This is a genomic window from Flavobacterium sp. FlaQc-52, from assembly GCF_044007495.1.
Taxonomy (GTDB): Bacteria; Bacteroidota; Bacteroidia; order Flavobacteriales; family Flavobacteriaceae; genus Flavobacterium; species Flavobacterium cupriresistens.
Genome location: NZ_JBIPCV010000008.1, coordinates 1 through 13,412 on the forward strand (window position 1 = coordinate 1; position 13,412 = coordinate 13,412).

The window sequence follows — 13,412 nt, forward strand, 5'->3', positions numbered from 1 at the left end:
GTCTACTATTATCTCAGGCAATAACAACTTAAGGATGTCGATAAAAGAATCTTGCATTTATATATAATTTCAAAATACAAATATCTAATTTTTAATATTTCCCCACAACAATATGTCTTGATCCTTTTTTAACTTAGCGACTCTGCGTCTTTGCGAGAAATGATTTGAATCAGATGTAAAAGTTGTAAAGTAGTAAAACAGGAATGTGAAAATTTAGTTTGTCTAAAAAACACAGTCCCCGTTTACAAAATACGCCCCGGTTTGTCCTTTCGACGAAGGAGAAATCACATCCGATATTCGACAAAGATTGGCGATTTTCTATGCGGAATTTCTTGTGTGATTTCTCCTTCGTCGAAATGACAGAACTGCAGAAAATCTCGCGAAGACGCAGAGTCGCTAAGTTTTTGTTCTAATTTTTTAACTTAGCGACTCTGCGTCTTTGCGGGAAATGATTTGAATCAGATGTAAAAGTTGGATCAGGTCCAAAAGCTGTACAGCAGTAAAAAGTTGAATGTAAAAATTTAGTTTGTCTGAAAAACACAGCTCCCGTTTACACAATACGCCTTCAGTTTGTCCTTTCGACGAAGGAGAAATCGCATCCAATATTCGGCAAAGATTGGCGATTTTCTAAGCGGAATTTCTTGTGTGATTTCTCCTTCGTCGAAAGGACAGAACTGCAGAAAATTTTATTTTAGCTTTCAATCCTGTTTTGCTGACAAAAGAGAGTGATATCCAGAGAGAAATGAACAGGGATTCTAATCAAAAGTCTAGGTATTTAAGGCGAAATTGAAGAAATTTTTATAAAAAGAGAAAGTTTTTTTAGGGTTTAAAAATCTCATTTTCAGTTCAGTGTTTGCAGTGCTTAAAAAAAAGATTGCTCAGAGTTAAAATTTATTTTGGAAAAACGAAAAACCGTACTATATTTGCACCCGTAATGAGTCGCCAGCGTAGCTCAGTTGGCTAGAGCAGCTGATTTGTAATCAGCAGGTCGTGGGTTCGAGTCCCTCCGCCGGCTCAACATAAATTAACCATCACTTTTGTGATGGTTTTTTTTTGCGCTGAACTTTTGGGCTTTTTACTCAAAAAAATAGACGTATTATTTTTGGACAAAGCCCAGAAGTTGTGGGGGAATAATAATTATAACCTTATAAGTGTTATAAGTTCATTAAAGAGATTCGCACAGATTGTCTAGTCATTTTAATCTTTTAATCTTTTAATCTTTTAATCTGTGGCAAAACAAAAACAAGTTATAGCGTAAATAGGTTTGTGATTTCTAGTCGGCAATATATTCCTTTGTAATTGGGAATTTCCACATAAAAAAAATGCCTTGTAAAATTTTACAAGGCATTTTTTTTATGGAAAAAGATAAAATTACTTTTGTTCCTGTTTTTTGATTTCGCTAACGTACTTTGTTAGTTTTTTACCATAAAGAGATTGTGCTACTTTTGGAGTCATTGATTTTTGTATCGTATCCAGGAATTTAACGTTGATATCGTAAATCTCAGCTAACGCAATATAAGGCGCTATTTCGTGATCTTTGTGGTTGATGGCAAAGTTTGTAGCGTATAAGTATTTTCTTTTGATATTGGACTGTTGTTTTGCGTCAATACTGTCAACCGCTTTTTGATCTTGTCTTTTTAACGCTTTAAATTTTGATTCAACCATAGAAAGGTTTTCGTCATTAAAACGGGAGTTTATTTTTTTATACTCTTCATATAATTCCTGATTTTTAGATCCGGTAATTTTAGCAGCGTATATAAAGTTGTCTAAGTTGGTTTCGATGTTAAGATTTCCCGGTTCTGCGAAAAATAAAATATTATTGTCCAAAGAGTTTGTTACACCGCGATCCAGAAATAAATAAAGCATTTCCGGAGATTCTAATTTGATGTCTTTTTCAAAAGTTGAATTCCCGTCTATTTTGATAGAGTCAATCGCAACCAGGGAAGTATCTGATACTCTTTGAATATATAAAGTTCCGTTTTTTAATCCTTTTATGTTTCCGGTAAGATGTAAACCGTCAGTAGTTTCTTTTTTGCTGCAAGATGCCAATAGGGCAAGTGTAACAAAGGCAATAATTGATTTTTTCATTGGTTTTTTAGATTTTGCTGCAAAATAAAGAAAATAGTTTGAATGTGGAGAAGTAAGGGTTTAATTTTTGTTAAAAATAAAAATCCCAATCTATTTCTAAATTGGGATGTGCTTATTTTTTTAAAAATGAATAAGTTACATAGTCAGATTATAGGTATTGCCATTTTCATGAGTGTAGGTATAAGCGCTGTTGCAGTCATTGTTTCCGTAATCTACAACTCCGTTTAAATAACCGCCTTGGATTTTTAATTTTCCTTTTGAAATAAATTCACAAGAATACTTTTTAACTAAAGTTTCCTGAACTGTCAAAGTTAATGTGGCATCTTTGTCTGAAGTTACAGTGTGCGTTCCTTCGGTCATTTCATAAACATTATCGGCTAAGGTTGGCGTCAAAACTCCTTCAGTTTGTCGTATTGAATAGGTTCCGGTATTTAAGTACGCTCGTCCGTCTGAATCGGTCAATTTTCCATTAAGTACTTTTCGGGTCCATTTTGGAATTGTCTGTTCTGTTGTGGTATTCACATACTCAATAGTGCCTTCCAGTTTTAGTTTGTTAATAAAATAATCAATTCTTTCGATTGTCATTTTACTTCCGGTTGTAGTAACTGGTCCGGTAAGTGTGATTTTTAGTTTTCCTTTTCTTGTGATTTGATCCGTGGCACAGCCTGTTCCGTAATCTACTGTGAATATTTTTGGATAATTTTCGGCAGTAGGTTTTTCAACTGTAATAGTACCGCAAATCCCGGGTGCAGTTTCGGCTGATTTTGATGTGCCGTTATTTGTGGTTACAAGCAATCCGGTTTTAAGGTCCATTTCGTTAACGGCATCAATTAAGACAGAAGCTTTAATAGCAGCGTTGTCAGTTTGATTGACGATTTCGTTGTCGTCATTTCCGCAAGAAACATAGAATAGTGCTGTTGCACAAAAAGTTAGCGATAGAAAAAAACTTTTTTTCATAGTGGTATTTGTTAAGTGTTAGATAATAGTGGGCGCTCAAAAATAATAAAAAAAGGTTTCGGTTGTCAGAAATTTTTTGAATCTGAGTTTGTAGGGAGGTTTTTTTTAAAGGTGCTGAGGTTCTGAGTGGCTAAGGTTCTGAGTTTTTGGTCTTAGGTTTAAATTGCGACTGGGGGATGTAAAATGTGAGACTGAGACTGAGACCGAGAACCGAGACTGAGAACTGAGAACAGAGACTTTTTAAAATATAAAAAGCCTGCAAGAGTAAACTTGCAGGCTTTGAGACCAATTTGTACTAAAATTGGATTATTTGATCATTTCAAAACTTCTTTTTACAAAAGCAGTTAAAGCTTCTCCTTTTAAAAGGTTTTGCGATAATTTAGCTAAGTCTAAAGCTTGTTTTACCAAGTGCTCCTGATGTGTTTTGTCTTCTGTATTTAAAATGTTTGTTGCTAAGTCAGAATTGGTGTTAACAACCAGATTGTACATTTCCGGCATATTTCCCATTCCGAACATTCCACCGCCGCCGGATTGGCTCATTTCTTTCATTCTACGCATAAATTCAGGTTGCGTGATGATAAATGGAGCTGACTGGCTGTCCATTGCTTCCAATTGTACCGAGTAGGCTTTTGGAATATAAGATTCTAAAGACGTTTTTAAAGATTCTTTTTCTTCGTCAGATAATTTAGAAATCGTAGTCTCTTCTTTTTTGATTAAGTTATCAATATGGTCAGAATCTACACGAACAAAAGTTAAACCGCTGTTATCTCCTTCAATTTTTTGAATCAAATGTGAAATAATAGGAGAGTCTAATAGTAACACTTCGTATCCTTTTGCTTTTGCAGTTTCGATATAAGAGTGTTGTGCGTCTTTATTTCCGGCATATAAAACAACCAATTTTCCGTCTTTGTCGGTTTGGTTTTCTTTTAGTTTTTCTTTTAATTCTTCAATAGTAAAGTAGGTGTCGTCAACTGTTGGATATAATACAAAGGCACCTGCTTTTTCGTAGAATTTATCATCAGAAAGCATTCCGTACTCTAAAACGATTTTAATGTCGTTCCATTTTTGTTCAAAATCAGCACGGTTTTCGTTAAACAAAGCTTTTAGTTTGTCTGCTACTTTACGCGTGATGTAGTTAGAAATTTTCTTAACGGCACCATCAGCTTGTAGACCTGAACGAGAAACATTCAAAGGGATGTCCGGTGAATCAATAACACCTTTTAACATTGTCAAAAATTCCGGTACAATTCCTTCTACGTTATCGGTAACGTAAACCTGGTTTTGGTACAATTGAATTTTATCTTTTTGGATCTGCATGTCAGAACCTAATTTTGGAAAATATAAAATTCCTGTCAGGTTAAACGGATAGTCAACATTTAAGTGAATGTGGAACAAAGGATCTTCGAATTGCATTGGATACAATTCTCTATAGAAGCTTTTGTAATCTTCGTCACTTAATTCAGTTGGCTGTTTGGTCCATGCCGGATTTGGATTGTTGATGATGTTGTCTGTCTCAACAGTCTCGTTGATATAATCTTCAGGAGCATCTTCCGGTTTTGGAAGTGTTTCTGTTCTTGTTCCGAATTTAATCGGAATAGGCATGAACTTATTGTATTTGTTTAATAAACCACTGATTTTTGAATTTTCTAAGAATTCAAGAGAATCTTCAGCAACATGAAGGATGATTTCCGTTCCGCGTGAAGTTTTGTCAGCTGGCTCTAAAGTAAATTCAGGACTTCCGTCACATGTCCAGTGCGCTGCTGGTTCGTCTTTATATGATTTTGTAAGGATTTCTACTTTTTCAGCAACCATAAAGGCAGAATAGAAACCAAGTCCAAAGTGACCAATAATTCCGGAATCTTTGGCAGAATCCTTGTATTTGTCCAGGAATTCTTCAGCACCTGAAAAAGCGACTTGATTGATGTATTTTTCTACTTCATCAGCAGTCATACCTAAACCTTGGTCGATGATGTGGATTTTTTTACCCTCTTTGTCTACTTTGATTTCAATAACCGGATTTCCGTATTCTACTTGGGCTTCACCGATGCTAATAAGATGTTTTAGTTTTAATGTAGCATCTGTTCCGTTTGAAATCAGCTCACGTAAAAAGATTTCGTGATCGCTGTACAAGAACTTTTTGATTAAGGGAAAGATGTTTTCAACCGAAACATTAATTTTACCTGTTGTCATATTTTTTAATTTTTTAGTTTAATGTGATGTCTTTCATTTAGTCAAATAGAATACCAATTACTTTTTGAGTGACAAAATGTCTGAGGTGTTAATTATGAAAGAAAAAAAACAGATTCTAAAACAAAAGATGTTTTAATGAATCGTATCTTTGCGGTACAATAATTGCTTAAATGTGTAAGTATTAACTTAAATAAATGTACAAAATGAAGAAAATTATTTTTATTTGCATGATTGCCACGATGGTGTTTGCGTGTAAATCAGCTTCGTCTTCAACAGCTTCAACGGAAGCACCAACACTTTCGACTAAACTTGACAGACCTACTCAGGTAGCTATTAAAGGGAATTGGGTACTAACCAACGTATCTTATCCGGGTTCTGATTATATTAAAGTAAACTCATTTGATCTTGCTGATTCAAAATGTTTTATCGGAAGTACCTGGAATTTTATTTCAAACAATAATAAAGGAACGATGACACTTACAGCTCCAAGCTGTACTGCATTTACATCTCCAATTGTTTGGAGTATTAACAATCAAGGGCTTTTCGTACTTAAAATTGTAGAGCCTGGAACAAAATCAAAAAATGTTAAATCGGGGTATTTATTAAAAGTAGCAGGTTTGACAGATAATTCCTTTCAGTTGATTGATAACATTAATGTTGGTGGACAAACGAAAGATGTAACGTACCAATTTCAAAGAGCAAATTAATATAAAATAGATAGAACATGAGAAAGATAACAGTATTTGGTTTAAGTAGTTTACTTGTATTAACTAGTTTTTTTACAAGTTGTGACTCTGTAAAAAACGCAAATAATACTCAAAAAGGAGCCGGAATCGGAGTGGTTGCAGGTGGGATTATTGGTGGTATTTTAGGTAACAATTTGGGACGCGGAGGAAATGCTGCATTGGGAGCTGCTATTGGAGCTGCTGTTGGTGGTGGAACCGGAGCTCTTATTGGAAATAAAATGGACAAACAAGCTCGTGAAATCGACCAAGCGTTGCCGGGTGCAGATGTAGAAAGAGTAGGAGAAGGAATTCACTTAACTTTAAACGAAAATGCAGTTCGTTTTGATACTAATAAATCAACATTGACCGCTCAGGCAAAAGCTAATCTGGACAAATTAGTTCCTGTATTTAATGAGTATGGCGATACTAATATTGAAATCTTTGGTTATACAGACAGCACAGGAAAGCCAGAATACAATTTGACACTTTCAGGACAAAGAGCGGCATCTGTTAGAACTTATTTAGTTTCTAAAGGAATTAAATCAACTCGTTTTAAAACTTCAGGTTTAGGAATAGCTGATCCGATCGCAACAAATGATACTCCGGAAGGAAGAACTCAAAACCGTCGTGTTGAATTTGCTATTACTGCAAATGATAAAATGGTAAATGATGCAAAAGCAGAAGCTGGAAAATAATTTCCATACAATATAATTTGAAAAAAGCTGTTCGTAATGAATGGCTTTTTTTTTGACTTTCGGTTTTAAAGATTGTAAATTTGCCCCCTCAATTATAACGCAATGCTTGACATAAAAAATATCTCCTTTTCCTATACGGATACACCGGTTATTAAAAACGTGACTTTTTCAATAGAAAAAGGGCAAAATATTGCGATCATAGGAGAAAGTGGTTGTGGAAAAAGCACACTGCTTAAATTGATGTACGGATTGTATAATCTGGATGAAGGGGAAATGTTTTATAATGAAAAACCTATCTTAGGACCCAAATACAATCTGATTCCCGGAATGCCTTTTATGAAGTATCTGGCGCAGGATTTTGATTTATCTCCATATGAAACGGTAGCAGAAAACGTTGGAAAGTTTCTTTCGAATGGTTTTGCCAACATGAAAAAATTACGCGTTCAGGAATTGCTGGAAATGGTAGAGATGGATCAGTTTGCTAACGTGAAGGCTAAATTTTTAAGTGGAGGACAACAACAAAGAGTTGCTTTGGTAAGGGTTTTGGCCTTAGAACCGGAAGTAATTTTGCTTGACGAACCGTTTAGTCAAATTGACGCATTCCGAAAAAATGCCTTGCGACGTAATTTGTTCCGATATTTAAAACAAAAAGGAATTACCTGTATTATAGCAACGCATGACAGTACAGACGCTTTGTCGTTTGCAGACGAGGCTATTGTAATGCGAAATGGCGAAGTGATCGTAAAAGATAATCCGACAACAATTTACGAGGATCCACAAACTAGATATGTGGCCTCTCTTTTTGGAGAAGTAAATGAGGTACCAACACATTTGTTAGTTCCATACGAAGACGAAGCGCATAAAACGCTGGTATATCCACACCAGTTTAAAATGGTGACGGAGTCTGATTTACCGGTAAAAATCAGGAGAACTTATTTTAGAGGGAATCACTATTTGATTGAATCGGTTTATAAAAGACAATTGGTTTTCTTTGAAAGTGAAATCGACCTGCCGCTTGAAGAAAATGTTTTCCTGAGTTTGAATTATTTGTAGTAGAGTCTCAGTCTTCGGTCTCAGTCTCGGTTTCAGTCTCAGTCTCAGTCTCGGTCTCAGTCTCAGTCTCAGTTCATGTTTTCAGCTGACGCCCACTATCTAAAACTTAGAGCCTTAGTTACTCAGAACCTTAGGAACTTTAAGAAAAATAGTCTCAGTTCACATTTCACATTTTCAGCTAACGCCCTCAATCTAAAACTTAGAGCCTTAGTTACTCAGAACCTTAGAAACTTTAAAAAAAATAGTCTCAGTTCACATTTCACATTTTCAGCTGACGCCCGCTATCAAATACTTAGAACCTTAGTTACTCAGAAACTTAGCAGCTTAAAAAAAGAAGAAGCCGACTCTACAACAAGGTAGAATCGGCTTCTTTTTTTTTATAATAATCAGATTGACAGATTAGTTTTTTAGGTTTTTTTCTAAAAACTGATCTTGTTCCCAAAGTAAGTGTAAGATGTTTTCTTTGGCAGCATATCCGTGAGATTCTTTAGGTAAAATTACCATTCTTGCAGGAGCTCCTAAACCTTTTAAGGCTTGGAAATAACGCTCTGTCTGTAAGGTAAAAGTTCCAGGATTGTTGTCTGCCTCACCGTGAACTAACAAAAGAGGTGTTTTCATTTTGTCAGCATTCATAAAAGGAGACATTGTATTGTATACTTCCGGAACTTCCCAGTAATTACGTTGCTCAGATTGAAATCCAAATGGAGTTAAAGTTCTGTTGTAAGCACCACTACGAGCGATTCCACAAGCAAAAAGATTAGAGTGTGTTAGTAAGTTAGCCGTCATAAAAGCACCGTAAGAATGTCCTCCAACAGCTACTTTCTTTCTGTTAATGTATCCTAATGCATCTACCGCGTTAATTGCAGCTTCTGCATTGTCTACTAACTGTGTAATAAAATTGTCATTAGGTTCTGTAGTTCCTTCACCAATAATAGGGAAAGAAGCATCATCTAACACAACATAACCTTTAGTAACCCAGTATACAAATGATCCGTAAGAAGGAAAAGTAAACTCATTTGGATTCTGAGTAGATTGTCCTGCACTGTTTCTGTCTTTATATTCAGCCGGGTATGCCCAGATTAATAAAGGCATCTTTTCTTTTTTAGCTTTATCGTAACCAACAGGTAAGTATAAAGTTCCTGAAAGCTCTACACCATCTTTACGTTTGTATTTAATTACTTCTTTGCTAACATTTTTAATGCTTTCAAAAGGATTTTTGAAAGAAGTAATTGGTGTCAGGCTGTTTTGTTTTTTAATGTTTCTGAAGTAATAATTTGGGTAATCACTTTTTGATTGGATCATTACTAAAACTTTTCCAGTTTTAAAATCTTCGATCTCAATTAAATCTTCTTTTTTGTCTTTGTAAGATGAAGTGTAAAGACGCTTGCTTTTTAGCGTTTTAAAATTGAACTCATCAATAAAAGGAAACTGACCGTCTTTTGTAAAACCGTCACCGATCAGGTAAGCATTGTTGTTCTCAATGGCTAAAACATTTTTGTTGTACTCATTTTTTCTGGTTTCAAATGAACCCGGGTCTGAGTAAACATCCTGATAGTTTCTGTCATTAAGTACTTTTGGCTGTTGGCCTGGAGTTGATGGGTTTATTAAATAGGTTTTTACATTACGAGTATCGTACCATGAATCAGAAAGAATTGCAATCGCATCGTTCCCCCAAGTGATACCTCCAAAACGTTGAGGTGTTTTTACCAATGTAATAGCTTCGTTTGTAAAAGGTGCATCCCAAAGAAAAACTTCATCTCTGAAATCTACTTTGTTAGCAGGATTACCTTCGTCAAGAGCAGAAACATATACTAAAGTCGCCGGTTTGTCATTTCTCCAGGTCATTTCTCTTTTTCCTTTTTGTACCGCCATAAATCCTTTTGGGATAATTTCGTTTAAAGGAACCTCATTTACAACTTTGATTTCTTTTCCTCTACTGTCGTAAACTACTGTTTTAGAAGGGAATCTGAACAATGGTACAACATAAGAAAATGGTTTTTGAATTGTAGTCAGCATGATGTAATTTCCATCAGGTGAAATTCTTTCTCCAGCAAACATGGCAGCTTCTTTAAATAAAGTAGCAGTTCCATTAATGTTTACTTTATATAATTCTGAAGTGATGATGTTTTCAAAATTAGCCTCATCATTTTTGTTTTTCAACATATCAGGATACGTTCTGTTTTGAGATTTCTCTCCTGAAGTGTTAGAAACGATAGGACCGGTTGGTAAGTCTTTTTTAGAATCCAGTAAAGGTTGTCTGTTTTTAGGAAGCATCTTTACCAAGATCGTTTCATTGTCTAAAAGCCAGCTAAACGGATTGCCAAGATTTGCATTTACATTTGCTTCGGTAAGTTTTGTAGCTTTTGCAGTAGCAACGTCCAAAACCCAAAGTTCAACCCCTGTACTTGTAGTATGAGAGAACAAGATTTTTTTGTCATTTGGTGACCAAAGGATGTTACTGATTCTTGGATTAGCAGGTAATCCGGCAACTTGTACTTCTTCTGTACCGTTTATTTTTCGTACTTTTAAGTTGTTGATGTAGGTTACGGTACTTGAGATGTTCGTTACAGGATTTATCCTTATACCAGCCAAACGAAGTTCGTCTTGGTTTAAATCATCTAATGTTTTGTAAGTGTTTCTGTAAGAAAGCAGCATGTATTCTTTTTTAGTATCCATTGATACTGAAGGAGCTCTTTCGTAATCGGCTAAATCCAGGATGGATTTGGAAGGCTTTTGATAGGTTAAATTTTCTTGCGCAATCGCAGAAAAACCTAAGGTTAAAAATAAAAAGAGAGTAACCTTTAATTTCATAATTTGAATTTTAGGGGGTTAAATTAAGTAGTATTATTAATAAGTTTGTCTAAAGTAGTACAGACATGTTACATTTTAATGGAGAATTTTATTTTTTTAAGATTTTTTTAAGGTTTTAATGTATTAACTGCTTTTTCAGAATTTAAAACGATTCTATATGTCGTATTATTGAAGTATATTAAATTGTCAATCACGAAAAAAATAGTAATTTGTACCGTTATATTTTAAAGTATACTTAGATTTGCAATCCAATTTTTTAACAAATAATAAAAGAATATGTATCATTCAAAAATAGCGGGCTTAGGATATTATGTTCCTTCTAATGTTGTGACTAACGATGATTTGTCTAAAATTATTGATACCAATGACGAATGGATTCAGGAAAGAACTGGAATTCAAGAACGCCGACATATTATTCGTGGAGAGGATACCACAACCTCTATGGGGGTAAAAGCAGCTAAAATTGCTATAGAACGTTCTGGCATAGCCAAAGAAGATATTGATTTTGTGGTTTTTGCTACCTTAAGTCCGGATTACTATTTTCCAGGACCAGGAGTTTTGGTACAACGTGATTTGGGATTAAGAACGGTTGGAGCTTTAGACGTTAGAAATCAATGCTCGGGTTTTATCTACGGAATCTCGGTTGCAGACCAATACATCAAAACGGGAATGTATAAAAACATTTTAGTAATTGGTTCTGAAGTACATTCAACGGGATTGGATATGACAAGCCGCGGACGTGGCGTTTCTGTTATTTTTGGAGATGGAGCAGGAGCGGCTGTTTTAAGTCGTGAAGAAGATTTGACAAAAGGAATATTATCAACACACCTACACTCAGAAGGACAACACGCCGAAGAGTTAGCGCTACAAGCACCGGGAATGGGAGCGCGTTGGGTAACCGATATTATAGCAGATAATGACCCAAATGATGAGAGTTATTATCCTTATATGAATGGACAGTTTGTATTTAAAAACGCAGTAGTTCGTTTTGCTGAAGTAATCAACGAAGGTTTAGAAGCAAATGGCCTACAGGTTTCTGATATTAATATGTTGATTCCGCATCAGGCTAATTTGAGGATTTCACAGTTTATTCAAAACAAATTCAAATTGTCAGACGATCAGGTGTATAATAATATTCAGAAATATGGTAATACAACCGCAGCATCGATTCCGATTGCTTTAACCGAAGCATGGGAGCAAGGAAAAATAAAAACAGGAGATACAGTTGTTCTAGCAGCTTTCGGAAGTGGATTCACTTGGGGAAGTGCTATTATTAAATGGTAATTTTTTGTTTAAATAATATACTAAACCTGTTCAGTTTCTGAGCAGGTTTTTTTTTGGAAGAATTAGAGGTGATAATTTACTGTATTATTTTTCGTACATTTACAGCTTTAAACGAACTGTCAAGCTGAGCGAAGTCGAAGCACTTTAAGATGAATAGCCCTTCGGCTTCGCTAAGGGAGATACACTAGGTTTAAGAAATGTTTTTAAAATAACAACTGTCAGGCTGAGCGAAGTCGAAGCCCCTTTTTTCACTCCAAAACTTCTATTTAAAATGAAATTTTATTATGTTTATATCTTAAAATGTTCTGATGATAGTTACTATACTGGAATAACAAATAATATGGATCGAAGACTCAAGGAACATAAGTCCGGTTTGCATAAAGAAAGTTATACGTATGATAAAAGACCATTGGAATTAGTGTTCTGTACTGATTTTAATGATGTCAATCAAGCAATCTCTTTTGAAAAACAAGTGAAAGGATGGAGCAGAAAAAAGAAAGAAGCTATAATAAATGATAAATGGGAGGACTTAAAAAAACTTTCAGAATGTTTAAATTTAACGAGTCATAAAAATTTTATTAAAAAAGATGTTTAGTAGTGAACAGCCCTTCGACTTCGCTCAGGGTGACACTAAGGATTTTAGAGATGTTTTTTAGATAACAACTGTCAGGCTGAGCGAAGTCGAAGTCCTTTTAAGATGAATAGCCCTTCGACTTCGCTCAGGGTGACACTAAGGATTTAAGAGATGTTTTTTAAATAACAACTGTCAAGGTGAGCGAAGCCGACTGTCAGGCTGAGCGAAGTCGAAGCCCTGCTTTACAACAAATGAATACAATGAAAAAAAACCAACTCGAAATAGCCTGTTTCAATTACGAATCGGCTTTGATTGCTCAGGAGAACGGAGCAGACCGAATAGAATTATGCGAGAATATGCAACTCGGAGGAACAACACCAAATTATATTTTGGGAGCCAAAGTCCGCGAGAAATTGTCAATCAAAATGCATGTTATTATCAGACCCCGCGGTGGGGACTTTGTTTATTCTGATGAAGAAATTATCGTAATGAAACAAGACATCAAACAATTCAAAAAACTGGGAGTTGATGGTTTTGTTTTTGGAATTTTAAACGAAGATGGAAGTGTAAATAAAAGCGTAAATGAAGAATTGGTTGCTTTGGCGGCTCCTCATTTCAGTACTTTTCACCGGGCTTTTGATGTGGTGGCTGATGTAGAGCAAGCTCTTGAAGACGTCATTGATTGTGGTTTTAACGCCATTCTGACTTCTGGACAAGGAACGAATGTTCTGGAAGGGATCGCAGTTTTAGAGAAAATTCATGAATTGGCAGGGGATCGAATTGTGATTATGCCAGGTGGAGGTTTACGGTCTTCGAATATTCAGTTGTTACTGGAGAAACTGCAACCAACATTTTTTCATACTTCTGCGATTACAAATAATACAGAAACGGCAGATCCTTTGGAGATAAAAAAAATACAGGCTTATTTTTAAGGATTGGATGCAAAAATTGGGGATTAGGCAAAAAAGATTGGGCAATCTGATTTTTTTTAAAGTTATATTTCTGGCGACTCTAAATGGATACTAAAAGCTTTTA

10 protein-coding genes and 1 tRNA gene are annotated in these 13,412 nt (G+C 35.3%); 7 read left to right on the plus strand and 4 right to left on the minus strand.

Annotated elements, in window-relative coordinates; translation table 11 throughout:
• The first annotated feature begins 941 nt into the window (after positions 1-941).
• Positions 942-1,015, plus strand: a tRNA-Thr gene (locus tag ACHRV5_RS14160).
• A 356-nt stretch (positions 1,016-1,371) separates the two neighbouring features.
• Here ACHRV5_RS14160 and ACHRV5_RS14165 read toward each other — a convergent pair.
• The 3 genes from ACHRV5_RS14165 to htpG all read right to left on the minus strand — a co-directional run bounded on the left by ACHRV5_RS14165 (position 1,372) and on the right by htpG (position 5,235).
• Positions 1,372-2,088 (minus strand): DUF4369 domain-containing protein, encoded by a 717-nt coding sequence (locus tag ACHRV5_RS14165; protein ID WP_395427200.1) that lies wholly within the window; start codon positions 2,086-2,088, stop codon positions 1,372-1,374.
• 135 nt (positions 2,089-2,223) lie between these two features.
• Positions 2,224-3,045 carry a hypothetical protein gene (locus tag ACHRV5_RS14170; RefSeq protein ID WP_395427201.1) on the minus strand — a complete coding sequence of 274 codons (822 nt, stop codon included), beginning with the start codon at positions 3,043-3,045 and terminating at the stop codon, positions 2,224-2,226.
• A gap of 306 nt (positions 3,046-3,351) precedes the next feature.
• Positions 3,352-5,235, minus strand: coding sequence for a molecular chaperone HtpG (htpG, locus tag ACHRV5_RS14175; protein ID WP_395427202.1), 1,884 nt, complete (start codon positions 5,233-5,235; stop codon positions 3,352-3,354).
• A 203-nt stretch (positions 5,236-5,438) separates the two neighbouring features.
• Between htpG and ACHRV5_RS14180 the strand changes: the two genes are divergently transcribed.
• From ACHRV5_RS14180 to ACHRV5_RS14190, 3 genes are all read left to right on the plus strand, one after another.
• A complete protein-coding gene (locus tag ACHRV5_RS14180; protein ID WP_395427203.1) occupies positions 5,439-5,942 on the plus strand; it encodes a lipocalin family protein in 504 nt (167 codons plus the stop codon).
• Positions 5,943-5,959: 17 nt separating this feature from the next.
• Complete coding sequence (locus ACHRV5_RS14185) at positions 5,960-6,655, plus strand: OmpA family protein (RefSeq protein WP_047774156.1); 696 nt, start codon at positions 5,960-5,962, stop codon at positions 6,653-6,655.
• 102 nt (positions 6,656-6,757) lie between these two features.
• Complete coding sequence (locus ACHRV5_RS14190) at positions 6,758-7,708, plus strand: ABC transporter ATP-binding protein (RefSeq protein ID WP_047774154.1); 951 nt, start codon at positions 6,758-6,760, stop codon at positions 7,706-7,708.
• Between the two features lie 399 nt (positions 7,709-8,107).
• On the opposite strand, the gene ACHRV5_RS14195 is transcribed toward ACHRV5_RS14190, so the two are convergent.
• The gene (locus ACHRV5_RS14195; RefSeq protein ID WP_395427204.1) at positions 8,108-10,519 is read right to left on the minus strand and encodes a prolyl oligopeptidase family serine peptidase; all 2,412 of its coding nucleotides are present in this window, start codon (positions 10,517-10,519) and stop codon (positions 8,108-8,110) included.
• 276 nt (positions 10,520-10,795) lie between these two features.
• Between ACHRV5_RS14195 and ACHRV5_RS14200 the strand changes: the two genes are divergently transcribed.
• The 3 genes from ACHRV5_RS14200 to ACHRV5_RS14210 all read left to right on the plus strand — a co-directional run bounded on the left by ACHRV5_RS14200 (position 10,796) and on the right by ACHRV5_RS14210 (position 13,309).
• Positions 10,796-11,803: a 3-oxoacyl-ACP synthase III family protein gene (locus tag ACHRV5_RS14200; protein WP_047774151.1), complete on the plus strand. Its 1,008-nt coding sequence runs from the start codon at positions 10,796-10,798 to the stop codon at positions 11,801-11,803.
• 271 nt (positions 11,804-12,074) lie between these two features.
• Entirely contained in the window at positions 12,075-12,398 is a 324-nt protein-coding gene (locus tag ACHRV5_RS14205; protein WP_395427205.1) for a GIY-YIG nuclease family protein, read from the plus strand.
• A gap of 239 nt (positions 12,399-12,637) precedes the next feature.
• Positions 12,638-13,309: a copper homeostasis protein CutC gene (locus tag ACHRV5_RS14210; protein ID WP_395427206.1), complete on the plus strand. Its 672-nt coding sequence runs from the start codon at positions 12,638-12,640 to the stop codon at positions 13,307-13,309.
• The last annotated feature ends 103 nt before the right edge of the window (positions 13,310-13,412 follow it).

Bases quoted from the DNA above. Each gene is read 5' to 3' on its own strand.
- ACHRV5_RS14165 (WP_395427200.1), bottom strand. From the start codon at position 2,088: ATGAAAAAATCAATTATTGCCTTTGTTACACTTGCCCTATTGGCATCT.
- ACHRV5_RS14195 (WP_395427204.1), bottom strand. From the start codon at position 10,519: ATGAAATTAAAGGTTACTCTCTTTTTATTTTTAACCTTAGGTTTTTCT.
- ACHRV5_RS14200 (WP_047774151.1), top strand. From the start codon at position 10,796: ATGTATCATTCAAAAATAGCGGGCTTAGGATATTATGTTCCTTCTAAT.
- ACHRV5_RS14170 (WP_395427201.1), bottom strand. From the start codon at position 3,045: ATGAAAAAAAGTTTTTTTCTATCGCTAACTTTTTGTGCAACAGCACTA.
- htpG (WP_395427202.1), bottom strand. From the start codon at position 5,235: ATGACAACAGGTAAAATTAATGTTTCGGTTGAAAACATCTTTCCCTTA.
- ACHRV5_RS14185 (WP_047774156.1), top strand. From the start codon at position 5,960: ATGAGAAAGATAACAGTATTTGGTTTAAGTAGTTTACTTGTATTAACT.
- ACHRV5_RS14180 (WP_395427203.1), top strand. From the start codon at position 5,439: ATGAAGAAAATTATTTTTATTTGCATGATTGCCACGATGGTGTTTGCG.
- ACHRV5_RS14205 (WP_395427205.1), top strand. From the start codon at position 12,075: ATGAAATTTTATTATGTTTATATCTTAAAATGTTCTGATGATAGTTAC.
- ACHRV5_RS14190 (WP_047774154.1), top strand. From the start codon at position 6,758: ATGCTTGACATAAAAAATATCTCCTTTTCCTATACGGATACACCGGTT.
- ACHRV5_RS14210 (WP_395427206.1), top strand. From the start codon at position 12,638: ATGAAAAAAAACCAACTCGAAATAGCCTGTTTCAATTACGAATCGGCT.